Source organism: Spirochaetota bacterium, from assembly GCA_038043445.1.
Taxonomy (GTDB): Bacteria; Spirochaetota; Brachyspiria; order Brachyspirales; family JACRPF01; genus JBBTBY01.
In genome coordinates, this window is sequence record JBBTBY010000046.1 from 1 (window position 1) to 23,837 (window position 23,837).

At 55.9% G+C, this 23,837-nt stretch carries 23 protein-coding genes; 12 read left to right on the top strand and 11 right to left on the bottom strand.

Going from position 1 to position 23,837, the window contains the following annotated elements; genetic code table 11:
• Positions 1-407 precede the first annotated feature (407 nt).
• The 5 genes from hypF (at position 408) to mtgA (ending at position 6,474) form a co-directional block, all read left to right on the top strand.
• Positions 408-2,687 (top strand): carbamoyltransferase HypF, encoded by a 2,280-nt coding sequence (gene hypF / locus AABZ39_06980; protein MEK6794502.1) that lies wholly within the window; start codon positions 408-410, stop codon positions 2,685-2,687.
• Positions 2,687-2,914: a HypC/HybG/HupF family hydrogenase formation chaperone gene (locus tag AABZ39_06985; protein MEK6794503.1), complete on the top strand. Its 228-nt coding sequence runs from the start codon at positions 2,687-2,689 to the stop codon at positions 2,912-2,914. Before hypF ends, AABZ39_06985 begins: the two co-directional genes overlap by 1 nt.
• Before the next feature lie 276 nt (positions 2,915-3,190).
• A complete protein-coding gene (locus tag AABZ39_06990; GenBank protein ID MEK6794504.1) occupies positions 3,191-4,003 on the top strand; it encodes a response regulator in 813 nt (270 codons plus the stop codon).
• A 51-nt stretch (positions 4,004-4,054) separates the two neighbouring features.
• Positions 4,055-5,698, top strand: a complete 1,644-nt coding sequence (locus tag AABZ39_06995) for a FapA family protein (protein MEK6794505.1) — start codon at positions 4,055-4,057, stop codon at positions 5,696-5,698.
• Positions 5,695-6,474: a monofunctional biosynthetic peptidoglycan transglycosylase gene (mtgA, locus tag AABZ39_07000; GenBank protein MEK6794506.1), complete on the top strand. Its 780-nt coding sequence runs from the start codon at positions 5,695-5,697 to the stop codon at positions 6,472-6,474. The genes AABZ39_06995 and mtgA overlap by 4 nt, the downstream gene beginning before the upstream one ends.
• Here the strand turns inward: mtgA and AABZ39_07005 are convergent.
• Positions 6,464-6,934, bottom strand: a complete 471-nt coding sequence (locus AABZ39_07005; protein MEK6794507.1) for an N-acetyltransferase — start codon at positions 6,932-6,934, stop codon at positions 6,464-6,466. The genes mtgA and AABZ39_07005 overlap by 11 nt on opposite strands.
• A gap of 396 nt (positions 6,935-7,330) precedes the next feature.
• On the opposite strand from AABZ39_07005, the gene AABZ39_07010 reads away from it, so the two are divergent.
• The 3 genes from AABZ39_07010 to AABZ39_07020 all read left to right on the top strand — a co-directional run bounded on the left by AABZ39_07010 (position 7,331) and on the right by AABZ39_07020 (position 9,433).
• Positions 7,331-8,656, top strand: a complete 1,326-nt coding sequence (locus AABZ39_07010; GenBank protein MEK6794508.1) for a trypsin-like peptidase domain-containing protein — start codon at positions 7,331-7,333, stop codon at positions 8,654-8,656.
• A 10-nt stretch (positions 8,657-8,666) separates the two neighbouring features.
• Positions 8,667-8,939: a hypothetical protein gene (locus AABZ39_07015; protein MEK6794509.1), complete on the top strand. Its 273-nt coding sequence runs from the start codon at positions 8,667-8,669 to the stop codon at positions 8,937-8,939.
• Between the two features lie 119 nt (positions 8,940-9,058).
• Positions 9,059-9,433, top strand: a complete 375-nt coding sequence (locus tag AABZ39_07020) for a hypothetical protein (protein ID MEK6794510.1) — start codon at positions 9,059-9,061, stop codon at positions 9,431-9,433.
• A 13-nt stretch (positions 9,434-9,446) separates the two neighbouring features.
• Here AABZ39_07020 and AABZ39_07025 read toward each other — a convergent pair whose 3' ends face one another.
• From AABZ39_07025 to AABZ39_07055, 7 genes are all read right to left on the bottom strand, one after another.
• Positions 9,447-11,561 carry an alpha-amylase/4-alpha-glucanotransferase domain-containing protein gene (locus AABZ39_07025; GenBank protein MEK6794511.1) on the bottom strand — a complete coding sequence of 705 codons (2,115 nt, stop codon included), beginning with the start codon at positions 11,559-11,561 and terminating at the stop codon, positions 9,447-9,449.
• 102 nt (positions 11,562-11,663) lie between these two features.
• Complete coding sequence (locus AABZ39_07030; protein ID MEK6794512.1) at positions 11,664-12,014, bottom strand: hypothetical protein; 351 nt, start codon at positions 12,012-12,014, stop codon at positions 11,664-11,666.
• A 67-nt stretch (positions 12,015-12,081) separates the two neighbouring features.
• Positions 12,082-13,743, bottom strand: a complete 1,662-nt coding sequence (locus AABZ39_07035; GenBank protein MEK6794513.1) for a DEAD/DEAH box helicase — start codon at positions 13,741-13,743, stop codon at positions 12,082-12,084.
• A 90-nt stretch (positions 13,744-13,833) separates the two neighbouring features.
• Positions 13,834-14,130: a hypothetical protein gene (locus tag AABZ39_07040; protein ID MEK6794514.1), complete on the bottom strand. Its 297-nt coding sequence runs from the start codon at positions 14,128-14,130 to the stop codon at positions 13,834-13,836.
• Between the two features lie 95 nt (positions 14,131-14,225).
• A complete protein-coding gene (locus tag AABZ39_07045; GenBank protein MEK6794515.1) occupies positions 14,226-15,347 on the bottom strand; it encodes a glycerate kinase in 1,122 nt (373 codons plus the stop codon).
• Positions 15,348-15,378: 31 nt separating this feature from the next.
• A complete protein-coding gene (locus AABZ39_07050) occupies positions 15,379-16,386 on the bottom strand; it encodes a sugar phosphate isomerase/epimerase family protein (GenBank protein MEK6794516.1) in 1,008 nt (335 codons plus the stop codon).
• A gap of 131 nt (positions 16,387-16,517) precedes the next feature.
• On the bottom strand, positions 16,518-17,336 hold the full coding sequence (locus tag AABZ39_07055) for an SH3 domain-containing protein (protein MEK6794517.1): 819 nt from the start codon (positions 17,334-17,336) through the stop codon (positions 16,518-16,520).
• Positions 17,337-17,560: 224 nt separating this feature from the next.
• Between AABZ39_07055 and AABZ39_07060 the strand changes: the two genes are divergently transcribed.
• Genes AABZ39_07060 through AABZ39_07070 form a run of 3 tightly spaced genes read left to right on the top strand, consistent with a single transcriptional unit; the run spans position 17,561 to position 19,906 of the window.
• Entirely contained in the window at positions 17,561-18,277 is a 717-nt protein-coding gene (locus AABZ39_07060) for a hypothetical protein (GenBank protein MEK6794518.1), read from the top strand.
• A 39-nt stretch (positions 18,278-18,316) separates the two neighbouring features.
• Positions 18,317-19,360 (top strand): hypothetical protein, encoded by a 1,044-nt coding sequence (locus AABZ39_07065; GenBank protein MEK6794519.1) that lies wholly within the window; start codon positions 18,317-18,319, stop codon positions 19,358-19,360.
• Between the two features lie 9 nt (positions 19,361-19,369).
• Positions 19,370-19,906, top strand: a complete 537-nt coding sequence (locus AABZ39_07070; GenBank protein ID MEK6794520.1) for a nitroreductase family protein — start codon at positions 19,370-19,372, stop codon at positions 19,904-19,906.
• A 3-nt stretch (positions 19,907-19,909) separates the two neighbouring features.
• On the opposite strand, the gene AABZ39_07075 is transcribed toward AABZ39_07070, so the two are convergent.
• Positions 19,910-21,193, bottom strand: coding sequence for a substrate-binding domain-containing protein (locus AABZ39_07075; GenBank protein ID MEK6794521.1), 1,284 nt, complete (start codon positions 21,191-21,193; stop codon positions 19,910-19,912).
• Positions 21,193-21,663 (bottom strand): hypothetical protein, encoded by a 471-nt coding sequence (locus AABZ39_07080; protein ID MEK6794522.1) that lies wholly within the window; start codon positions 21,661-21,663, stop codon positions 21,193-21,195. Before AABZ39_07080 ends, AABZ39_07075 begins: the two co-directional genes overlap by 1 nt.
• Positions 21,664-21,865: 202 nt before the next feature.
• On the opposite strand from AABZ39_07080, the gene AABZ39_07085 reads away from it, so the two are divergent.
• A complete protein-coding gene (locus AABZ39_07085; protein ID MEK6794523.1) occupies positions 21,866-22,870 on the top strand; it encodes an MBL fold metallo-hydrolase in 1,005 nt (334 codons plus the stop codon).
• A 61-nt stretch (positions 22,871-22,931) separates the two neighbouring features.
• On the opposite strand, the gene AABZ39_07090 is transcribed toward AABZ39_07085, so the two are convergent.
• Positions 22,932-23,744, bottom strand: a complete 813-nt coding sequence (locus AABZ39_07090; GenBank protein ID MEK6794524.1) for a helix-turn-helix domain-containing protein — start codon at positions 23,742-23,744, stop codon at positions 22,932-22,934.
• Between the last annotated feature and the right edge of the window lie 93 nt (positions 23,745-23,837).

Below are 23,837 nucleotides of genomic sequence, written 5' to 3' on the forward strand. Positions count from 1 at the left end.
ACGATGCACTGACACATCGAGAGAAGCATGGATGGCCATTACTGCGGCGGGTCTATCGGGAATGGAGGGCAATGCGGTTTCGTTTTTTTATGATGGCGGAGCGGAAGGGAAGTATATGCTTTTCAATTCCCGCCGGCGGAGACTGAGGGGAATGTCTGCATTTTTCTACCCCGTACCCGCCCCCGCCGTACGAATACGCCCGTGTTGTTTTTATATCAGCGAAAGTTAGTCCTAAGCATCATGGGCCTACTTGCAAAGGATGTGTTCAGTATCGAAAGCGACTTTCTTTTCTTCCCCCTTCCCTCTCTCACTTCCCTGTGAGAGAGGGAAGGGGTGCCGCGTATTTCGCGGCGGGGATGGGTGAGTGTCCCCGTAGCATTCCACAGAATTTATCATATACTGTCCGCATGCCGTCAGAAACATCCCGCATCATCATCAAAGGCATTGTGCAGGGCGTGGGATTCCGCCCGTTCCTCTATCGCATTCTGAGCGAACGCACGATCAATGCCCGCGTGTACAATTCCGTTCGCGGCGTCATCATTGAGACGAATATCCCGCGCAGCGACATTGAATCGCTTATTGCCGTCATCAGGGAACGCGTACCGCCGCTCAGCTACATCGAGTCGATCGATATCGAACATATCCCGTATCAGGTTATCGATGATCTCATCATAGCAGAAAGCGAGGACGACGGTGATGTGGAAGCGCTCATACCGCCGGACAGCGCACTGTGCAGCGACTGCGCGCGCGAGCTCTTCTATGTATCACACCCGAAATATCACTATCCGTTCATCAATTGCACCAATTGCGGTCCGCGCTTTTCCATCGTCGAGACGGTGCCCTATGACCGCATGAACACATCGATGAAGGAATTCCCGATGTGCGAACGCTGTGAGAAGGAATACCGCGCGATCGACGACAGGCGATTCCACGCCGAACCGAACGCCTGCAGTGCATGCGGACCGCGGGTGACGCTTCACGATGCGAAAGGTTCCGTCATCGCGGAAGAAAGCGATACGGCGATAGCAGAAGCGGCGCGGTTGCTCAAGGAGGGCCGCATCGTCGCGATAAAGAGCATCGGCGGTTTCCATATCGCCGTCGACCCGTTCAACGATGATGCGGTGCTTCGCCTGCGCAGGATGAAGGGCCGCGATACGAAACCGTTCGCCCTTATGGCGGACTCGACCGCGTCCGCCGAGCGCTACTGCGACGTGAACGCGGAAGCATCGCGGCTGCTCTCATCGACCGTCGCCCCCATCGTGCTCCTCCCGCGGAGAACGGATGTGCCGGAAGGTACGCGTCCGCTCTCAATGCATGTCGCCCCGCGGTCGTCCGCGTACGGCATCATGCTCCCCTACACGCCGCTCCATCGCCTCCTCTTTGCTCACGGCATTACGCTCCTTATCATGACGAGCGGGAATAAAAAGGACGAACCGATAGAGACCGATAACTACACCATGATGAAGACGTTCGAAGGGGACATCGATGCCTGTCTCGTACATGACCGCCCCATCGTGACGCGCGTTGACGATTCGATAATACGCCCCACCGCGGCAGGCACGGTGTTCATGCGCCGATCGCGCGGTTTCGTGCCGGCACCGATACCCATGCCGACGGCGTCAAGCCGGGAGATACTCGCCATGGGGAGCGATGTGAAGAACGTGTTCGCCTTCGCCCGCGGGCAGAACGCCTTCGCAAGCCAATACACCGGCGATCTGAGCTCCATCGCGAATTTCTATCAGATGCAGCGCAATATCGAGCACATGACACGGCTCTTCTCGTTCGCCCCGGAGGTCATCGCCGTCGATATGCACCCGAACTATTTCTCATCGCAGTTCGGCAATCATCTCGCGGCGAGCCTTGAGGCGCCCGTCGTCCCGGTGCAGCATCATGTGGCGCATGCCGCCTCGCTCATACTCGAACGTGCGATAGAAGCCCCGGCAGCGGTGTTCACGTTCGACGGAAGCGGATACGGCACCGATAATTCCATCTGGGGCGGCGAGGTTATCGTCTTCGACGGGACAGTGTTCACCCGCGTACTCCATCTTCCGCAATTCACGCTCCCCGGGTCCGAGATGGCGATACGCGACAACAACCGCATCGCAGCGGCGCTGCTCTACGCGACGTTCGGACGCGACTTCCTCTCGCTCCCCATCCCCTTTGTCCAGAACGGCGATTTTGACGATATCCTCTTCCAGATAGAACACGGCATCAATGCACCGCGCACGTCGAGCATGGGGCGTGTGTTCGATGCGGTCGCCGCGCTCACCGGCATCCGCGATACGAACACGTATGAGGGCGATGCGGCGATAGCGCTCGAAGAGGCTGCGGCACGCGACGAACGGCATACGCTCATCGACGGCATCCATACCCTTGACTTTCGCCCATTGATAATTAGTATAGTCGAGTTGATCCGAGGGAACGTCCCGCCGCCCGTCATTGCCGCACGGTTCCACAATTCGATCGCACGGACAATGCTCGATACCGCAATGGCGCTCCGCGATGAACGCTCGATCACTCGGTTCGGTGCGAGCGGCGGCGTGTTCCAGAACGCGTTCCTTATCGAACGCGCGAAAGAACTTTTCGACGCGGAGGGGCTCACTCTCTTTCTCCACCGCGGGACGGCACCAAACGACGAATGCATCGCCCTCGGGCAGATAGCCGTGGCGATGATGGAGCATGACTGATGTGTTACAGCGTACCGTGCCAGGTGAAACGGCTTATCGGCGACGATCGCGGCGTCGTGGATATCGGCGGGGTCGAACAGGAAGTGGTCACCAAACTCGTCCCCGACATTGCGGTCGGTGAATATGTGCTCATCCATGCCGGCTACGCGATCGAACGCATCGATGAGGCCATGGCAAAGGAAACGCTTGACATCATGCGATCGATTGAACCCAACGGCGCCTCATAAGCCAGCGCAGCGCCAGCGTGAGTGAATTTTTTTTGTAGGTGAAATGCTCTGATCGATTGACGCCAAATCAAGAGGGATAGACACGAATTGCACGAATAACCACGAATAATTCGTGGAAATTAGTGTAATTCGTGTCTGGCTGCTGATTCCGGCCTCATGCAATTATTTCGCTGCGTTACCACAATAGAAAGTCACACACACGCCAACACCAACGCTTGACTTGTCATTCATTTACCTGTATAGTTTTAAACATCCAAGCAATAAGGCTTTTCGTTCATGCGTGTTCTTATCCTTGATTTTTCCACGCAAGTCCGCGAGGGATTTATCACGACGCTGATACCGGCGGGCTTCGAGGTCATCGCAGTAAAAGAGAAGAAAGAGCTGATACCGACCATCGCCAAGATGCCGTTCGATATCGCCGTTCTCGAGGTGAACGAACAGGATAAAGAGATCGTCCAGATCATCAAGCTCCTTCGTTCCGATCAGCGGTTCCAGGGCGTGAAGATAATCGTCCATATCAATGCACCGTCGAAACAGTTCATCGTCGATATGATAAAGGCGGGCGTAGCGGGCTATCTCCTCAAGCCGTTCAATGAACGCGACCTCCTCGCCCGTTTCCAGAAGATACTGGTGCAGGCGAACATCGAGATGAAAGAGCGGCGCCACGTGCGCGTCAAGCCCGACCCGAAGGACAATATCATCGTCACGTTCCGTTCGCCGTCAACGCACAAGATAATCTCCGGCAAGGTCATCGATATTTCCGCCGGCGGGGTTGCCTTCAGTCTCTTCGGCAACGTTTCGGACGAGGACCTTCAGGTAAAACAGTTCATCAATAATTTCCAGATCCAGATCGAACGCACCCGCGCCACCACCCCCGCGCTCATCATCGCGAAAAAGGACAAGGTCACCGCCGTCCAATACTATAAGATACAGGAATTCGACCTCAATATCATCTGCAAATATGTCTACGACCGGCTCGCCAAGGAAGCGGAAGCATCGATGCGTGCGCCGAAGCCAGTGAGCCCTGAGGGGGAGAACGCCGAGGAAGCGAGAACGGACGAGGTGCCGACGACCGAAGAAGAGAAATGACCCGTATGACCATTGTGCCTGCATTGAGAAACTACACGATACGGCCGGGGTATGCCCTACTATTCATTTGAAAAATCGATACGAACGGACCAATACTACCGCGCTGCGATAGCGGATGCGGTGACCACGGCTGATCAGTCGCGCGTGATACGTATCATCTCCCCGAATTTCGTGCGCCCCGGCGATGTGGTCATGAAATTCGATTCCTCCTCGTCCCCTCCGCTCGTCGATCAATGCGTGGAAATGAACCGCGATTCGAAGCTCATCAAAGCCGTCGAATTCGGCTATATATCGTACGGCGAAACGCCCAACGCACCCGTAGCGGTATTCCCCGTCATCCTTGTCTCCCCCGATAAGCTGCGCGCCCGCGTCATCCTCCCCGACTGCAATGCGATAAAACGCCCATTCTCGCTCAACGACCTGTTAAGCGAGATAGAACGCCGGCATTTCCGCCTCGATTTCGATAAGGACGCGGTACGCAGAGGCTTTGACAGCGCGAAAAAAGGCGACGGCGCCGTCATCGATTTCGCCAGGGGCAGCGCCCCCATCGATACGCGCCCGGCGGACATCCGTCTCTCGATACGCCCCATAACCCGGCAGTTCATCGGCGGCGACCGCTTCGTGCTCGCCTTCGATTTCAAGAAACTGCCGATCGTTGCCGCGCAGTCGACCATCGCCGTCATCATGCCCCCGAAACCGGGGATCGACGGTGAGGACGTGTACGGCAAGACACTCTCCCCGCGCGGTTCACAGGAGCCGTTGCTCGCCCCGGCGGACGGCACGGTATTGAGCGAAGACAAACGAACGGTCGCGGCTGCGGCCGCGGGTCTGCTTACGGTCATCGACCGCGCCGTATCGGTACTGCCCATACGCGAAACACATACGATGAACAATGCCGATGAACCGTCGCTCGCCGAAACGCTCATCGTGCGCGGGAACATCGAACGCTCGCGCATCACGAGCAGATGCCCTATCATCGTTCTCGGCGATGTCATATCCTCGAGCCTGCGCTCCGATGTCGGCGTATTCGTGCAGGGTTGTGTGCAGGGAAGCGCCGAGGACCGCATCGTTTCGGGCGGCGACATCACGGCAACGTCCATCATCGGTGTCACCGTGCTCGCCAACGGCCACATCGTCTCGGGGCGGATAGAGAACGCGCGGATAAAGACGAACGCCGCCGTCATCACCTCGAACGCCGGCACCATTTCCGGCGGGAAGGTCGAAGCGGCGCTCGGTATAAGCGCCGGTGTCGTGAGCGGCAGTGCGCTCGCATGCGGGAACGGCGATGAAATAGCCGCCAAGCTCACGAATTACGCCGCAAAAGAAGAGGACAATCAGGCCATGATAAAGAAATTCCTCGGCAAGCTCGGGCCGAATTTCCTCAAGGGACATCGGGAATATCTCAAGGCGCTGTCGCCGGACCAGCATGAAACAGCGAAGGTGCTCATGCGCGAGTACAACAATATCTGCATCGAACAGCGCATCCTCAAAGGGCGCATCACGAAGATAAGCGATCATCTCGCATTGGTGAAGCACGCGCGGATACAGTGCCGGAGGATAGCGCCGCCGGTATCCATCGCCATCGCATCCGCTTCACGCGATATCGGAGAGGCGAAAGAGAACGTCGAATACTGTAGAGAGGACGGGATCGTCGAACGGCCGCACTCGGAGACCCCGATAATCCCGCCGGCATGAAGCCCCGGCCGAAGCTCATCATCATCGCCGGAGTGACGACGGTCGTCTTCCTTTTCTGCTTTTCCATCTTCATCGACATCAGCCGTCTCGGCGAAATACGCGCACTTGTGAAAACCACGCCGCGCGAGACATCGCTCATGAGCGAACGCGCCGATGAATACCGCCGGAAGAAACAACGCCTCAATGCACGGCGCATCATCGTTCCCCTTGAGAACATCAGCATGCATCTTCGCACCGCGATACTCCTGGCCGAGGACGCGGAATTCTACCGGCACAACGGAGTCGATTACAGAGGACTGACACGTGCTATCCGGGAGAATTGGAGAGCGCGGTCATTCGTGTACGGCGGCTCGACGATAACGCAGCAGCTCGCGAAGAACCTGTACCTGTCCACGAGAAAAACGATAACCCGGAAAATATCGGAATTCATCTATGCGAAGGAGATGGAAGAACGCCTCTCGAAAAAACGCATACTCGAACTGTACTGTAATTCCATCGAATGGGGGGAGGGCGTCTACGGCGCCGAAGCGGCGGCACAGCACTACTATTCCCGGAGCGCACTCTCGCTCACGCTCGAGCAGTCGATACGGCTCGCCGCGATCATCATCAACCCGCGGCGCTTCGGACCGGATTCGGACGCCCCTGCGGTCGCATACCGCAGGCGCGTTATCGCCGCTGCCATGTTCGATGCGGGGCGCATATCGGAAGAAGAATTCGGAGCGCTCCCGTTCTTTTCGAAAGAAGGGACGACGAACACGGACGCCGCTACCCCTTGATCGGGAGTATCATCGCGACCTCATTGCAATTAGGGAAATACCGGCAATTGATGCAGTCCTTCCATATCTTATGCGGCAGCTCTTCCTTATCGATGCGATGGAAACCGAACTGCTTGAAGAAATTGGGCACATAGGTGAGTATGAACACGCTCTCTATCTTCATGCGCTTCGCCCGCGCTATCCCCTCGTTCACGAGGATCGTCCCGATGCCCGACTTCTGGTATTCCTCCGCCACCGCGACCGAACCGATCTCCGCGTACCGCCGTGAATAGATGGTGAGCGCCGTACAGCCGACGACCTCGCGCCCCGTGCGCACCACGAAAAAATCGGCGAGGTGATGGAAGATGGAATCCTCGCTCCGCGCCAGAAGGAGATTGACGCCGGAGAACCGTTTGATAAGCCGCACAATGCCCTCGACATCGGAACCGCGCGCCTGCTGCACTTTCAGTTTTGTCGCCACGTATCATTACTCCGCGAGCGTAATGAACGTACTATATGTATTCCGCCTGAAAATGCAACATGGCTGCGCTCACCGATCCGATGCTGCATCAACACATCTGACAGGGCGATCAAAATGCAAAATATAGAAATCAAGAACACCACAGAGGCCACGGAGAAATGGAGGAGAGAGTAGAGAGAGAAAATTAGAAAATCGACCATTGGGTGAAAACAAAAAAACAGCTCCCCTCTGTGCACTCCGTGTTCTCTGTGGTTGCATTTTCTCACATGATAATTCGGGAAAATATTTTCGCAGACTTATCTTGACATCGCCCGTTCTTTAAGTTAGAATGCGCGCAGTTACGATAAATATGGGGTTCAGAGAATGAAAGCTTTTTATCTATGCACCGTGCTCTCCTTGGCATGCACACTTTTCGCCCAGGACAGCATATTCACCGGCGGGGACGGCGTCATGCAGCGCGTGAGGAACAGTGTCGTATCCATATACTCAAAAAGTACAACGGTCGTAAAGACGGTCCGCGGCTTTCGCAGCGGCAACTCCGGCACTGGTACCGGATTTTTCATCAGCAGCAGGGGAGAGATTGTAACCGCGCATCATGTTGTTGATGATGCCACCCATATAACCATCACGACGGCGGACCGTCGTGAATATGAAGCGGAGATAATCGGCATCGATAGATTCATCGATATCGCGCTCCTCAGGGTGAAGGGCGGCGGCGTGTTCACAAATTTTCTTCGGTTCACGAACTCTCAAAGCGTCCTGCCGGGAAAGCGTGTCATCGCGCTCGGCAACCCTTCCGGCCTTGACCTGACATTCACCTCGGGGATCGTCAGCGCAGTGAACCGCAGCGGCGACACAAGCGGCAATCTCTGGCCGATACAATCCTTCATTCAGATCGATGCGGCTATCAATCCGGGGAATTCCGGGGGACCGCTCATGGACATCAACGGCGCAGTTATCGGCGTGAATGACGCATCTATTCGCAACAAGACCGGTCTCAACTTTGCAGTCCCGTCCCATCTCGCTGCTCGCTCGGTCGAGGTCATCCGCAGTGGAAAACGCCCGACATACCCGTTCATCGGCATAACGGTTCTTCCCATAAACCAGCAGACCAAGGACCGATACAATATCATAACGCCCGTAATGCGGGGCGTCTTCGTCATGGGTGTCGCTGAGGGTACCGGGGCGAAGGGAATCGGCATCGAATTCCGCGACATTATTGTCACTGTTTCGGGAAAGCCGATAATCGACCCCGGTGATATATTTCTAGCCCTGACGAACCGCGAGATCGGAGAAAGTGTTCCCATCGATATGGTACGTTCGGGAAAAAGCCTCAGCATCACTGCTGCGCTTACTGAACGGCCGTTAATACCGAATTTTGATCCAACTACGTTCACGAGAGTGTTCCTGAATTTCGATATTGTCCGCTCGAATTGCGACGGCAGGGACTGCTACCTGTTCGGCGCGACCTATATCCCCGCCGGCTCGCAATCGAATTGGAACATTAAGAGCGGGGAGATACTCACCTCTATCCATCCGTATTCACCATCGGGCATCCCGGAAATGGTCACCGATGATGAACAGCTGCGCTACCTTCTTGCAGAATCGGTGATCGAGCCCGAGTTCCTTGTATCGCTTGCCCTATACAAGAGGGCGACAGTGAACGATGAAAAGCTGACGCGATCGTACATCAGCGGGTATATCAATCTGTTGACCTACTAGGGGCATGACAATGAAACACCTTATCATATCGATAATACTCACCGGTGCGGTATTGCTTCACGGGCAATCAGTGGATGAATTGCTTTCACGTGACGACGGAAAGGATAAATTTCTGTCTCTCGCAAGGCACTATATGCAGAAAAAGCAGTACAATCGCGCCATTTCGTACTATGAGCGGTACTTCACGAACGGCGGTACATCTGCGATCTCACGACGCGTACCGTTCAGCTTGAAGCCCGATATGACAAGCTGGGAACCATCACGGTTCTTGAGCATTGGATAATATCCGAACCGAAGCAGGACCCGTCGTCCGAAAGAAGGTACACGTGGGAAGCATGGTCGGTATTCGGTCTCACTATCGATGTCGATCATTACCGAAAATCGTCTGCAAGCGTGTGGCTCATGAAGAACATACAATCATCGCGTGAGACGTTCTTCAAGAACGTGTATGACGAGAAATATTATTCCCGTTCACCGTTCTACGGCAGCATGCCCCGCTCTTCCCGTGACTTCTCGTTCTCCGCGCTCATGAACGGCTCGGCGGATAAAGAAGAATCACAGGAGGGCTCTCTCATGTGGGGAACGGCGCAAAGCAAAAGTGCATTTCGAAAATCATTCTTTATCGTACTGACCGAGGGCTATGCGCTGAAATTCAATATATCCATAATGAACGACAGCACGACATCGTTCATCATATCGTATCCCTTCCGCGACAAGGCGGGAAACGAATTCACACAGGGAGAAATAGTCGCCTTCCTTGACTCGCTCATTCAGTGACGCCGTCCGTTGATCAAAGCGCTGCTACGGTGACCGAGAACGAGAATGACGCGCTTTTCCCCGCCGGTATCGACAGCGGTTTGAGCAGGGCTATCGACGAATTCTGATACGCCGATTCGAAATGATCGACGGCGTCGGAAACGGTAATCACGGGCGAGCGGAGAAAATCGATCGCCTCCCTTGCCGTCCATGTGATCGCTATGTTCTTATACCCTTCATCGGCCACGCCGAGCGCTGTCCCGCGGTACTCGCCGGTGGAATTCATCTTCCAGCCGTCATCGAGACGCTCGCGTTTTCCGCCCTTCATTGAGAAGTAGTATCTATCCTCGGCATCGGGAGCGAGGAGCGTTGCATTGCATTCGGAAGCGAATACGGCGGCGACAGCGGCACTCCCATTATTGCGGAACGTATACTGCACGTTCATGGCACCGCCCTGAAGGCATTCGACCTTTTTCTCGATCGCAACGGGTTTTCCCTCTACCATGCCGACGGCGGAAAGCGTCAGGCGTATCGCATCGCGCGATCGTTCGACCGACATATCGTACAGCGCGGATGCGAACGAACCGATATCGCGCGCCGCACCGTCGCGGAACTCCGCCGCGCTCGGGATATGGCGGAAAAAGCGGTCGATGAACATCGTACGGCGGTCCCGGTCGAATACGAGAAGGTCGCGCACCGACGGATCGAATTTCTTCTGCATCTCATGTATCGTCTTCGTCCCTTCCTGGGAGCCACCCGCCGGCGCTCGAGGATGGAGTATCTCCTCATGATACGCTTCTTCACGGCGCGCAAGCGTATCGATGAGATTTATCGGATCGGGCTTGTAATCCCATTCTATGAGCGAACCGCCGATGCGATGAAAGAACAATGAGTGCACCGGATTGGAAACGATGATCTCAGTATGGCCATCGAGATCAAAATCCGATTCTTCCGCGGTGAGCCATGATGCTCCGTTCTTCGCTTCTTCCGCAAGCCGCGTCGCTTTGATGATGTGCGAGTAGTTCGCATAGCGCAGATGATTGAGATAAAGCCCCCCGAACGTGCCGTGCCAGTACGGGCAATTGCACTGCCCCATGAAAAGCTCTTTGCGCGCTTCATCGCGGGTATTTCCTTTCATTGCCTCGACCATGCGCGATGCGTAGAGCATGCGCTTGTGCATGTTATTGCTTTCCGGGTATTTGACGAAATAATTCCGCCAGAAGCTCCCGCGGAGGAACGGCTCGACGTCGGTATTTTCAGCGAATGCATGCCGGGCTTTTGAGAGCGCACGCTGCGGTTTCGCGGGGAGCACCCACTCTCCCATCTCCTGATACGATGATGTCGGAAGATAAATGCGCGACACGGGCGGCGTCTTTTTCATATACTCGCTGTACGTGGTAAGCTTTATCCATTTCTCGGATGAGAGCGCATCGAAGAAACGCTTCAACCAGTCGCGCGTATATATCCATTCATACGTATCCGGCCAGTCGCCGTATTTCTCGCCGTCGTCGTGGAGCACGAGAAGCCTGTCGCCGGACTCGGTAGCGAGCGAATCGATGAACTCGATGATCTCCTTGACCGGTTTGAACGGTATCACATAGCGCAGGAGCTTCGATATGGGGAAGATATTGATGCGCGCATCGTCCTCATCGGTGGTGTAATAGCCGAAAAGCTCCGTCGCATCAAGACCGGCCGCCGTGAAATGCGTATCATCGACGACGATATAGGACAGGTCCGCCTCGACGATGGGCAGCGCAAGATGAGGCTCCCACACGCGCTCGGCTATCCACGCGCCCTTGGGCTTCTGCCCGAAACGCCTCTCGATATACTCGTTCAACATACGCATCTGCGCGACCTTATCGCGATGCGGTATAACGGGGAGTATCGGCTCGTAATAGCCGCCGCTCACCATCTCGATGCGCCCGTCCTTCGCGAGCGCGGCGAGGTCATCCATATGTTCCGGGTGATGCTTCTCCATCCAATCGATGAGCGAACCGGAATAGTGGAAGGTGAAGACAAGGTCCTTGTACTTCCTGAACATATCGAGGAAGGGCTTATACGCGTTCTGATACGTGTTCTCTATGACGAAATCGAAATTGCCTACCGGCTGATGATTATGGTTCCCGAGGATGAGATTGATCGACTTCATATCGGCTCCCGCTACAGGCGAATCGTCGAGTACGATAGTATTCTATCGCGGAAATCGATTTTGACAAGGGAACCGGACGAACACTCTGAAACTGAGCTATGGTTAAATCTGTAACTCCCCCGCTTCCATGATGCGCAGCGCTGCGGAAGGCGGAAAATCCCAGCCGACGAAAGCGATCTTTTCAACCATATCGCTGACCGATAATGCAAGCGCGGCATCGTTGGTTTGAACGAGTGTTGATCTAATACCGGTGGCTGCAGATCGACAGCCGGCCAGGTAGATGCGCTCATGCAGTGCGGAGGCGGCGATGGCCACTCGACCAATGGGGTCTTTGGGAACCGTTACCGTAAATCCGTTATGAACCAGCGTGTCGAGCTGGATGAAGGTAGACGTCGTGCGGGAAATAGTCAATGTAAAAAACGGCGAATACATGGAGAAAATGGAGGGGATCAATGTGTGAAGCCGGGGCCAAAAAACAATAGCGTTGGCACTGCTATGGAATCAGCGCCGGTAGCAGACGTCAGTCGTGTTTTTTATACACTGATACGCGGATCTCATTGCCCTTGATGCGCTTGGTGTTCATAATGCCCATGACATGATCCGCATCCGAGCTGCGCACATCCACGAGCGTCTTATCACCCTGAATATCGATATGCCCGATGGCTTTCCCTTCAACACCCGTCTCCCCTGCGATAGCGCCGACGATATCACCGGGGCGTATCATCTTCTTTTTACCCACATCGATGACAAGCGTCACCATGGGTCCATTGCCGCCGACTTTGCGGTCGTATCCCTTTTCTTTTCTTTCGCGAGTATCCTGCTTCGTGTTCCGTCTGCCTTCGTACCGTTCAGATCGTTCAGGCACCGGCATGGTCCGGGGTGCCGCGGCTTTCGGCTCCGGCATGAGCATTTTCAATAATACTGCGGCAACGTCGAGCGATGATGTCGCGTCGCTCACGAAACGCTCGACCATGGTGACATATTTCTCATGGTCCTTCCCCCCGAGGCCGGCCTTCACCTTTTCCATGAGCTGCGACACCCTGGTCTCTTCGACATCCTGTACCGACGGTATCTGCTGTCGCTTTATCTCGATCTTGCCGAAGCGCATGATATCCCGGAGCTTGTAGAGCTCGCGCCCGGCGGCAAAAGTGAACGAACGCCCTGCCTTCCCGGCCCGCCCCGTCCTTCCGATGCGGTGCACGTAATATTCCTCATCGCCCGGGACATCGTAATTGATGACCGCCTCGATATTCTCGACATCGATGCCGCGCGCCGCAACGTCGGTGGCAACGAGTATCTCTACGATGCCTTGGCGGAACTTCGCCATCACACGATCGCGCATCTGCTGGTTCATATCGCCGTGTATGCCCTCGGCGGAATAGCCGCGTGCCTGCAGATGCGTCACCACCTCGTCGACCATGCGTTTCGTATTGCAGAACACGAGGACAAGATTGAGATCGTACACATCGAGTATGCGCGTAAGCAGGTCCATCTTGAAGAAGCTTTTCACTTCAAAATAGACCTGATCGATGTTCGGGGCGCTTACCTTATCGTGCACTATCTTTATGAGCTCGGGATCCTTCTGATAACGCTTGGTCAATTCCATGAACTGCCGCGGCATTGTCGCCGAGAAGAATATCGTCTGCCGGTCCTCCGGCGTCGTTTTCAGGATGAATTCGATATCCTCGCGAAAGCCCATATCGAGCATTTCATCCGCCTCATCGAGAACGACCTTCGATACGTTCGAGAGATCGAGCGTGCCGCGCTCCATGTGGTCCATGACGCGCCCGGGCGTCCCGATGATTATCTGCACACCGCGTTCAAGCGCATGGAATTGCCGCCCAATCGGCTGGCCGCCGTACACCGGCAATGTCGATATGCCGGTCTTGTATTTCGCAAGGCTTTTCAATTCCTCGGCGGTCTGTATCGCAAGTTCACGCGTAGGGCAGAGCACTATCGCCTGCGGGCGTTTGTCCTTCGGGTCTATCATCTCGAGTAGCGGAATGCCGAATGCCGCAGTCTTCCCGGTGCCCGTCTGCGCCTGGCCGATGACATCCTTGCCGGCAAGGAGCACGGGTATCGAAAGCGACTGTATGGGGGTAGCTTCTTCGAAACCCATGTCGGTTATGGCCTTGAACATTTCAGGGGAAAGTGAGAGCTCATCGAATTTGATCTTTTTCATTGTGTTCCGTCGGAGAGAGTATTTCTATGGAACACTATATGTCCCTTTCACCGCGATGTCAAAATGGAACGTCCTGTCGTCCTGTCCTATCTAGCCTTTCTTCCGAAAATACTCGGTTATCGCCAGATGATATACCGTCCTTCCCGTCTTCTTCGCCTTTTTCTCGAATTCACTCCGTTTCTTCGGATCGCGCATCACCTCGCGGGCATACGCGACCGCCTGCCGGAACCGCTCCCGCGCCGCCTGCTGATCCTTCGTCCATTTCACCTTCGACATATCCGGTCTTTTCATTACCGTGACCGTTCCGCTCCGCGTGCGGCGGAATACGGTATTCCCGGCGCTTCCATAGAGATCCTTAATGATCACGCTTGTGACAGCTTTTGCCATAATACCCCCTTTTATTATCCTACGTTCATCCTGCGTTGTTCCTGCGTTCATCTTACGTTCATCCTGCGTCTTTCATGGACGAACGATATACCACTCTATCGGACATCCCGTATCATGCGTACTATAGCCTCAACGGTGCGCGATGTATAGTTCAGCGTATGCTTCATGGAATCCTCAAGCGTCACCGGCCCCGGCGCAATGGAAAAGAGCGCCGTCACGCCGTGCTTATAAAGCGACTCTGCGCCGTCCCTGACCGCCCCGGCTATGATGATGCACGGCACTCCGTGTTTTTTACAGAAAACCGCCACGCCATGCGGCGCCTTGCCGAACACGGTCTGCGCATCCACAGCCCCCTCTCCGGTAAAGACGATATCGGATGCCTGTATCTTCTCTTCGATACCGCTCTGCGAGAGCACCATATCGATGCCGCTCTGCATGACACCGCCGGCAAACGCAGCAAGCCCTGCGCCCAAACCGCCCGCAGCACCGCCGCCCTTGAGCGAATGCACATCGATGCCAAGATCGCGCTTAATGACCTTTGCCGCATTGATAAGACCTTTATCGAGCGCCTTCACCGTATCCGGGGATGCGCCTTTCTGCGGGGCATAGATATATGCAGCACCGTTCTTTCCGTAAAGCATGTTCTTCACATCGGAGGCTATGATGACTTTCACCGTTATGCGCTCACGCGGAGGCAGTATGCGCGCAAGTGTAGAAAGCCCTGCGCCTGTCGGCGATACATCATTCCCTGCATTATCGAGCAGCCGATACCCGAGCGCCGATGCCACACCGAGACCGGCGTCCGTGGTCGCACTCCCGCCGATACCGACGATAATGGTCTTCGCGCCGCGCTTGACCGCGTCCATAATGAGCATGCCGGTACCGAGCGTCGTCGTACGCAATGGGTCCCTTTCCTCACGCCTGAGCAGCGCCAATCCGCTCGCCTTCGCCATCTCTATGACTGCCGTACCGCCGGGGAGCATACCGTACGAAGCGGTCATCTTCCGAAAAAGCGGATCGACCGTACGTGCTTGAACGATACGGCCTTTACATGCGGCGACGAGGGCTTCCACGGTGCCATCACCGCCGTCTGCTATCGGCACTGCGTGTATTACCGCTTTTCTGTCTTCCTTGCGGATCGCCTGTGCCGCAGCGCGTGTAAGCTCGATCGCGGATGCACTTTCCTTGAAAGAATTAAAGGCGATGGTGTAGGTCACGGAAGACAGTATATGTCAGTGCAGGGGTATTTCAATGAGAAATACACTCACCCATCCCCGCCGCGAAATACGCGGCGCCCCTCTCTCTCTTCCCTGTGAGAGAGGGGAAGGGGCCGGGGGATGGGGTGAGTGCGCTCTCCGCCTTCACCTCATCCATAACCCGCATGAACCGTTTCCCATATTCATAATACAGATTGAATTTCCCATCCTCATTAGGAAAATCCGGCGGAGTCGTCATTTGCTCCGGTTTCATATGCGGCTCCATGGAGAATCCGCCGTCATATCTTCGCGAAAGCAGATCAGCGACAATACGTTTCACTTCACAGGCGCCTTCACCGGGGAACACATAGGTCCGCTTCACATCGCCTGCCGCATCCTTCACCATGGCGGTATCCTTGATATGCACGTAAGCGACATGCTCACGCACGGCACGATAGAATTCCCATGCCGACTGCATCTGATACGGCGGTTTCCCGATACGATCCGGTGTCATGAACGGATTACCGGTATCGAAGACAAGCGTGAACGCGGGCGACCGTACGGCATCCATCATACGGAGCGAATGTTCATACGAAAGATTCCCGTATCCCGAACAATTCTCGTGAACGTACATCACTCCTGCATCCTCGCATATCTTTGCGAGCCGGTTGAGCGTCGCGAACACTTTCTTCTCGTACTCGCTCCCGATATGATCACCATCACCGGGCACCCGAAAGCTCATCCCGCGGAGCATCTTCGATCCGAGGCGATGCATGCGCGGTATGGCCCGCGTCATCTCGATAATGGCGCGTTCGTATTCATCCTCGCCTTCCTTCACCGTCCGCCCGCCGTTCGCTATCGCGCTGCCGAAACAATTGACCGATATCCCCGCAGCCTTTGTCTTTTCCACGACGATATCGAACTCAGCATCGCTTATATCGGTGAGGTTCGCGGTGAACACGCCGCGCATCTCAATATTCGACCAGCCGAGGGCTTTCGTTACGCGTATCTGCGTGTCGATATCCATTCCCGCTTCATCGGTGAATCCTGTGAGGTACATATTATCGCTCCTTCCATGATGCGCCGAAGTCTATTGCGGCAGCCGTGGTATTCTTTTTCGAGATAGAACAATGATACGGACGATCGCCCCGGGCGGCTATCGCGAAACGGCGATGTTTTAGCGGAAAATGACTATTTCTTTGCCGGGACGAGGGCGTTGTTATGCCAGCGGAATGATGTGCGATTGCTGCTTTTCAGAGTGAAATCGCCGACCTTGCCGTCGAAAACGTACTGCACATCTATCATTGCAATGATGCCCCGTTCACCGGACGGATCACCGGGAAATACATATCGCCTGAGGCTCCGTTTTGAGCCGGACTCCTCGAAACTCGTATCACGCGCGATCGGATAGAGCGCATCCTTCGCGACGCCTATCCAGATATGCCCATAGGGATAATCCATCGCCGGGAACCAGCAGTGCACATCGATGATATTCTCAATGCCATCGACACCTCGATTACCGGACAGGGAAGCGGAAAGCGAATAGTAATACGCTCCCGGATCGCCCGAGTCGGAATAGTGGGGGCGGAACGCAAGACGCTTGACGATCGTTCCGGCGCGCACCATTCGGCATTCGGCATCGAAATCGCCCTTCGAGTACCTCGTCAATCCGATCACGAACATATCGGCACCGCGTTCAACTGCGGCAAGCGCGAGATGCCCGCCCCACATATATCCCGATGCATCTTTTCCCGCATCGCTCAACGAGACACGATACCACGGCGCAACAACACCGCCGCCCGCCATGGTCGCATCGCTTTTCTCAATAATGGACACTCTTGTACCTGCCGGTATCACGCGAATGACATTGCTCGCGTCGTTGCGCGGCGCACTGCGCAGACGCGTCTCGTTGAAAACGGCTGTTCTCATACCCTGCGGGAATTCACCTTCGTATGTCGATGCAGCGAATACACCGGACACGAGCGTAAGCGCGATGATAATGAACCGCATATCATTCCTCCTGACGTAGAGCACGCCTCATCAATTGTACAGATTTCCGCTGAAAGGTCAAATCAATGCCAGGGTCTTCACCAGGAATAGAGGAACAGCGGGTTGCAACCCGCTGTTCCTTCACCCATCCGCACGTTCCTTGCTTGACGCTCCGCTCGCGACGCCGTATACTATCATCCTGCCTATGAGACACGATCGAGTTTCATCGCGGCAGGGAGTCATCCATGAGAACCATTATCGCATTCATGATACTCGCATGTTATTCCTTTGCGGCCGACCTCAAGCCGCTCATGACCGTCACCGACAAGGTGTTATTCCAGTCCGACTTCAGCACACCGGGAACGCTCGATAAGACCAAGACCAATTACAGCATAAAGCAGGGAACGCGATGGGCCATCGAGGACGGCGTTCTCCGCGGACGCCCGTCCACCCCGGAATATCAGGCGGGCAGAAAAGACCACAAGGGCACCGAAGCGCGCCTGAGCCTGCCCGTCTGTCCGGTCGAATTCGCCATCCGCTTCTCGTTCCGTTTCATCGGCGGGCAGTATACGGGCGCCACACCGATGATAGAGCTCGGGCATCACATCACGCGCGTGCAATGGACGACGAACGGCATACGCCTCCTCGCCGATCATGACGGACTTCAGGTCGCCGCCGACGCCAAATTCATCCTGCAGACGAACCAGTGGTATCAGGCCTTCGCGGAAGTGCGGGGCGGTGAGGCGCTGTTCCAATTCGACGGCGGCCCTATGCTTTACGGAAAACACGAAAGCATACAAGCGGACACGCATGCCTTCGGTATCGCCGGTCTTAAGGGGGGCGCCGTTGAGCTCGATGATATCACTATCTGGTCGATAGCATCGAACGCGCCAGCCGCGTGGGAGAAAACACGTGCCATGCTGCCCGCGCAGACCACCGTTCTGATCGGTGCAAAGAAATAGATAATGCATGTTCGTATCGACCATGCATGGAGGAACACCATGAAGCTTTCGGATCTGATCGTGACCGTGCTCATCATCGCCAGCGCACTCATCGCCGCCCCCGATACGTTCAAGAGACCGTTTTCGACAAACTCGATATGGAATCGGCAACTCCCTGTGAATACGGCATACGACGATGTCCCCGGTCTGGAAAAAACGCTCGGCAGTATCAATTTTGAGAATCGCTGGACAACGTTCGTCTACTCGACCGATGCCTCCTCACGCAAGGCAAAGCTCTACATCCACCCGTATACACTGCACGGGAAGCGCCAATCGAAAGCGGTAACCTATACCAATAACCCCGACAGCATTGAGGATGCGCTCAGAGCGGCGTCCGTACCGTCGAACAGTTTCCCGGCAAATTACTATGCAACGACGATGCAGTCGCCTCCCGGCAAGCGAACATTCCCCTATGCCGTGCATGATGTGCACTCATACTGGCGTGATGAAATATACGTCCCGAACGACGCATTCTCTCCGTCGCCGGATTCTGACGGACAATTGGCGATATGGCAGCCCGATGGAAAAGTCCTTGAAGTATACTGCGCCGTGGTCTGTAAAAATGGCGATATCATCGGCACCATGGCGGGGTTCACCGACCCTGTCAGCGACGGCTCGGGACTTGAGAACGGACGAACCGCGAGCCTCATCCCCAACTACGCCGGACTCATCCGTGAGGGGGAAGTAACGGCAGGCGTCATCGATCACGCCCTCTCCTGCACATTCCCGCCGAATCTCCTCACGACACAGGCGGTGTATCCGGCCATGGCATTCGACATGAACGATCGATACAAGGGCCCCGTGCCGATGGGCTCGCTTCTCGCCATTCCGCTGTCGGCCGACCTCTCGGCAATGAAACTTTCCGCGGGGGGGCGCATTATAGCCGAAGCGGCGCAGCGATACGGCATCTATGTCGTCGACCGCGGCGGCGCGGGCCTCACCATAAAGGCCGATCAGAACGCATCGGATGCGCTGACACAGGAAACACGCGCGGACATATACAAGATCGTACGCGAATTGAAACTGGTACGCGGCCCCCGATAGACGCAGCCGGTGAAATTCATCGATCTGGTAAAAACGCGTGAAAGCGTGCGCTCATACTGCGAGGACACGGTGCCGCGCGACGCGATAGAATATTGTCTTGAGGCGGCACGGCTCGCGCCCTCCGCCTGTAATTCACAGCCATGGCGATTCATCGTTCTCGATGATGCGGAGAAAAAGGACGCTGCCTGCGACGCCGCGTTCTCCGGCGTGCACGCCGTTACCGGGCGTTTCGTGAAGGAAGCGCCGGTGCTCGTCATCGTCCTCACCGAACGATCGAAATACATCGCGCGTGTCGGCGGGGCGCTTAAGCGCGTGCAGTACAGCCTCATCGACATCGGCATTGCCGCGGAGCATTTCTGTCTCGCCGCCGCCGAACAGGGGCTCGGCACCTGCATGCTCGGCTGGTTCAATGACGGCGCGCTCCGGAAATATCTTGCCGTGCCGAAAAGCGCGGACCTTGATCTTGTGATAACGCTCGGGTATCCGGCTTCGGCACCGCGTGAAAAGAAACGGCGCACTATCGACGAGATGCGCTCGTACCGCTGAGGCTCAGCCTTTCTTCCTGCGCTTATGGTGCCGCGCGCGATACGTCTGCGGCGAGCAGCCGAATTTCCTGCGGAACGAGAGATAGAACGTCTTCTCGGTCGAGAACCCGACATCATAGAGGATATCGACCATGGTGCGCGTGGTATCCTTGACGAAGAACGCCGCTTTTGTCAGACGCAGATCGTTCAGGTAAGCGCCGAATTTCATACCGGTCGTTCTGTGGAACTTTTTCAGGAAATATTCCGTCGATGCCCCGACATGCCGGGCGACCGCCGGAAGCACATTGTCGCGGGCGAAATTCATCTCGATATAATCCGTGACCGCACGCCTGAACGCGAGCGCCGTACGCCCCGCAGTCGAGAGCGACCGTTTGAGGGAGGTCTCGCGGATGATGAGGCGAGGCGGGACCTCTATCGACTGACCGTCGCGGTTGCGCCGCCCCTCGATGATATCCACGAGCAGTCCCACGCTCCAGTACCCCCGTGCATATCCGTCCTGCCTGACCGATGTGAGCTTCGATGTCCGCCACCGGTTATTACCCCGCTCGATAGCATCATCGACGCCGGCGAGCGCGATATCTTCCGGCACACGAAGCCCGCGCTCCTTCATGGCAGCGATAATGAACTTTGCTGTGTTATCGTTCGCGCACACGACCGCAGACGGTCTCGTTCCAAGCGAGAGCAGGCGTTCGACATACATCGTCGCTATCTCCGGAAAACGCTGATGCGTGAAACCGACAAAAACCGGATCGAGCGTTCCGGTCAGACAATCCATCCCGAATATGTGCTCGCGCACCGGCTCCATGCCGTGTTCACGGAGCGTTCCGATATAGCCGTCATATCGCCCCTGCGCCCAGGCATGCGGATACGGGCTCATGAACCCTATCGATACATGCCCCTCATCGATGAAGTGTTCCGTGATAAGCCGCCCGCTCATGACGTCATCGTTCTCGACATAATTGAGCCGGCTGAACGGCACGAATTCCCCGCAGGCGACGAACGGCCGCTTTTCCTGAAGCGTAAGCCAGTCATCCCGCTCTCCGCGCACGATGGCGCCGAGTATGCCGTCATAGTCGCGATACCCCTCACGGGCGAGAAATGCTCGTATCCCTTCCTCAAAGCTTATCCATTCTATCTCTATGGAAAAATCCCTGACCGCGGCTATGAGACCGGTATCGATCTGCAGCGATGCGGTCTGCGGGTTATACATGAACGGCGGTTTCTGGCCGATGCATCCGATGCGGATATACTCGCGTTTTTCGGCGTTCGCCGTCGATGCACCGCCCATCACCCCGCCCCCTGCAAAAGACGCTCTTTCATGCGTGCCAGTATCGTTTCCGCCTCTCTATAGTCGCCGCGCGCCATATAGATGTGGCTCAGACGCATCGCCGACTTCACGGACAACACCGGATCGTCCGTCGCATCATCGATGGCATACTGATACGATGCGACTGCCATACTCTCATCGCCGGCCTCCGCCACAAGTTCATTGAACGTACGCGGCCTCTGTATGGGTATATGCTGCTCCTCGGCTAACCGAAGGATAATGGCATATTCCTTTTCGGCCGCGGAAAGGTCCTTAGCCCTGAGGCAAAGGGCGCATAATATCTCATGAACGGTGATGTTCGCCGGGTTCGCCGCCGAAAGTGCCGTGAATTTCACCCGGGCCTTCTCGAAATCCCGGGCATTATACGCATTGACCGCGGATAAGGTCAATGCCCTGTATTCCTCGAACGAACCTATCCCTTTTTCAGCCATACTCGGCCTCCGCTGCGATAGCGCACGATGTCCCGCTTTTCGGCATAGTACACTGAACCTGTACTCTCGGCAAGACTGACCGAGAATCGATGGTCATAAGAGGGAACATGCAGCCCAGGCGCGTACCGAGGGAAAAACCGAGAATCGGGGTGCGATATACCGTTCCCGGTAAATTTTAGCCGTACAACTGCCGATAATACAAATGAAGTATATCTATTGTCTGCCGGGGCGAACTTTCCCCGGTGTCATTGAGGCGGTAATGACGGTCACGTTCTACGGCGTTCGCGGATCGATACCAACCCCCCTCTCGGGTGATGCGGTCAATCGAAAGGTCGTGCAGGCGATGAACGCCGTTCTCAAGAAAAAAATAAGCTCCGCTAAGGGCATCGCTCAGGAAATGAAAGCCGAGAGCGCCTCGTTCTCAACGACGTACGGCGGCAATACCATGTGTGTCGAGATAGCCGACGGCGACAAACGCATCATACTCGACGGCGGCAGCGGGCTGCGCGCCATCGGCAACAAGCTCATGCGCGAGAAGAACGGCGGCATCGAAGCGCATATACTCTTTTCGCACTTCCATGTCGACCACATACACGGCGTACCGTTCTTTGTGCCCATATTCATCCCCGGCAGCAAGATACATTTCTACGGCGGGCACGACCATGTGCTCTCGTCGATATCAAAATACATCAATCCCCCGTTCTTCCCGATCGCATACGAAGACCTCGCATCCACGCGCTCGGCCACCATACTCGAACCGGGCAAAAGCTATGAGATACAAGGGTTCACTATACGCATCCACGCGCTCAATCACCCCAATGGATGCTACGCGTACCGCATCGAACGCGGCGGCAAGACCGTCATCTACGCCACCGATTCGGAATTCATGGACCGCCCGCCCGATGAATTCCGCGGGTATGTCGATTTCTTCCGCGGTGCCGACTGCCTCATCGCCGATGCGCAGTATTCCATCGCCGATTCGCTCATCGCGAAGATCGGCTGGGGCCACAGCTCATGCAATATCGATATCGACCTCGCCTGCGACGCCGCGGTGAAAAAACTCGTGTTCTGCCACTATGACCCGCTCGCGGACGACGATGAGCTTGAGCAGATGCTGACCGAAGCGAATGAATACCTGAAAGTGATGCACCCGAAGAAGAAGCTCGCCCTTGCTCTCGCGCAGGAAGAAGCGGCGTTCACGGTATAAGAACCCCCCGGCCCCTTTCACCGCTGAGGAGGGGAGCGCCCCCAAGAAACTTTCTCGCCCTTTATTTCGCCGGGTGAAGCATTGCCCGGTACTCGCTCGGCGTTATTCCGCGCATCTGCCGGTATGAGCGCGAGAAAAAAAGCGGATCCTGATATCCCGACGCGATAGCGATCTCCCTGACCGTTCTTTCCGGTGACTCGCGCATGAGCCTGTCCGCTTCATCGAGCCGCATGCCGATGAGCGTCTCCTTGAACGTTTTTCCCGTCACCGAGCGGAAGAGTTTCGTCATCGCCGTTTTCCCGAGACCGACGAGCGCCGCAACATCATCGATGGTCACCTGATCGCGGAAATGCGTACGCAGATAGTCCATGACAAGCTCGAATTTCTCATCGGTGCGTATCGAAAGGAGCCGATGATCGACGATATAGCGGACCAGTATCTCGAAAAGCCGTATGATGTTCTTTACTTCAGCATCGGTATACGCGGTCTTCCCCGTGAGAAGCTTTCCGCGCTTCCCGGGCAGGCGTCCGGTAAGCGCTATCTGCCCGAGCATGATGTATGCCGAGAACACGTTCTGCACAAAAACCGGATGTACGACCTCAAGAAGTCCGCCATGGCAGACATGCGATACCGTTCGTTTCTCTGCACGCGCACGCGCAAAGAGCGTGGTGTCCGAATCCCTGCAGGCAATGCGTCCCGCTCCGGAGCGTTTTATCGCGAGGCAATAGGGTATCTGCCGTCCGCTCCCGCCGGTAACGATGCGCTCCCCCGCTTCGTCGAACACGGTGATGCGCAGATCAAAGCATGCGGCGAAGGCGTTAAGCGCATCGGGAAGCTCGGATGACATGAGCAGTTGTGTTGCGCGTAAAGCCATGATAAGATTATAATACACACGCGGACAAAAATCCATATCATTCGTCCGAAAGTCCATGGATTGCGCGCGCGAGAGCAGTATATTTGACGCACA

Coding starts and splice junctions, on each gene's coding strand:
- AABZ39_07075 (MEK6794521.1), bottom strand. CDS start 21,193: ATGGGCGGTGCATCGACGGCGAACGCCGAAAAACGCGAGTATATCCGC.
- AABZ39_06995 (MEK6794505.1), top strand. CDS start 4,055: ATGCCCTACTATTCATTTGAAAAATCGATACGAACGGACCAATACTAC.
- AABZ39_07035 (MEK6794513.1), bottom strand. CDS start 13,743: ATGAAAAAGATCAAATTCGATGAGCTCTCACTTTCCCCTGAAATGTTC.
- AABZ39_07090 (MEK6794524.1), bottom strand. CDS start 23,744: ATGGCTTTACGCGCAACACAACTGCTCATGTCATCCGAGCTTCCCGAT.
- AABZ39_06990 (MEK6794504.1), top strand. CDS start 3,191: ATGCGTGTTCTTATCCTTGATTTTTCCACGCAAGTCCGCGAGGGATTT.
- AABZ39_07040 (MEK6794514.1), bottom strand. CDS start 14,130: ATGGCAAAAGCTGTCACAAGCGTGATCATTAAGGATCTCTATGGAAGC.
- AABZ39_07050 (MEK6794516.1), bottom strand. CDS start 16,386: ATGTACCTCACAGGATTCACCGATGAAGCGGGAATGGATATCGACACG.
- AABZ39_07020 (MEK6794510.1), top strand. CDS start 9,059: ATGAAGAACATACAATCATCGCGTGAGACGTTCTTCAAGAACGTGTAT.
- hypF (MEK6794502.1), top strand. CDS start 408: ATGCCGTCAGAAACATCCCGCATCATCATCAAAGGCATTGTGCAGGGC.
- AABZ39_07065 (MEK6794519.1), top strand. CDS start 18,317: ATGAAGCTTTCGGATCTGATCGTGACCGTGCTCATCATCGCCAGCGCA.
- mtgA (MEK6794506.1), top strand. CDS start 5,695: ATGAAGCCCCGGCCGAAGCTCATCATCATCGCCGGAGTGACGACGGTC.
- AABZ39_07060 (MEK6794518.1), top strand. CDS start 17,561: ATGAGAACCATTATCGCATTCATGATACTCGCATGTTATTCCTTTGCG.
- AABZ39_07085 (MEK6794523.1), top strand. CDS start 21,866: ATGAAGTATATCTATTGTCTGCCGGGGCGAACTTTCCCCGGTGTCATT.
- AABZ39_07055 (MEK6794517.1), bottom strand. CDS start 17,336: ATGCGGTTCATTATCATCGCGCTTACGCTCGTGTCCGGTGTATTCGCT.
- AABZ39_07015 (MEK6794509.1), top strand. CDS start 8,667: ATGAAACACCTTATCATATCGATAATACTCACCGGTGCGGTATTGCTT.
- AABZ39_06985 (MEK6794503.1), top strand. CDS start 2,687: ATGTGTTACAGCGTACCGTGCCAGGTGAAACGGCTTATCGGCGACGAT.
- AABZ39_07025 (MEK6794511.1), bottom strand. CDS start 11,561: ATGAAGTCGATCAATCTCATCCTCGGGAACCATAATCATCAGCCGGTA.
- AABZ39_07080 (MEK6794522.1), bottom strand. CDS start 21,663: ATGGCTGAAAAAGGGATAGGTTCGTTCGAGGAATACAGGGCATTGACC.